This window comes from Bradyrhizobium sp. Kon58, assembly GCF_055807455.1.
The window spans coordinates 1-291 of record NZ_JBVVOT010000352.1 but is presented as its reverse complement, the minus strand read 5'-3'; the positions used below and the strand labels follow the sequence as shown (position 1 = coordinate 291).

The window sequence follows — 291 nt, the reverse complement described above, 5'->3', positions numbered from 1 at the left end:
ATGAACACCAATGTGGCCGGGTTCAATACCGGGTTGGCGATCCAGAACGCCAGCGCCGCGCCGACCGATACCTTTTGCCGCCGCATACCTGCCGCAACGGGCGCCGCGCAGCAACTGCACATCATGCCCGGCAAGGCGAACAGCCCGCCGCGCAGGGTCGAGCCCAGGCCGGCGCGGCCAAACAGGCGCAACAGCCAGTCGCGAGGGATCAGCACCTGCAGCAGCGAACCGAGGATTACTGCCAGGACGGCGGCTTTCCAGATCGCCAGGAAATACACCTGGGCATAGGCC

Annotated in this window: 1 protein-coding gene; it reads right to left on the bottom strand. The window is 66.0% G+C overall.

Translation table 11 applies throughout. The features are described from left to right. On the bottom strand, positions 1-291 hold a 291-nt coding region (locus AC0L20_RS40740; RefSeq protein ID WP_473295783.1), incomplete at both ends, for a permease.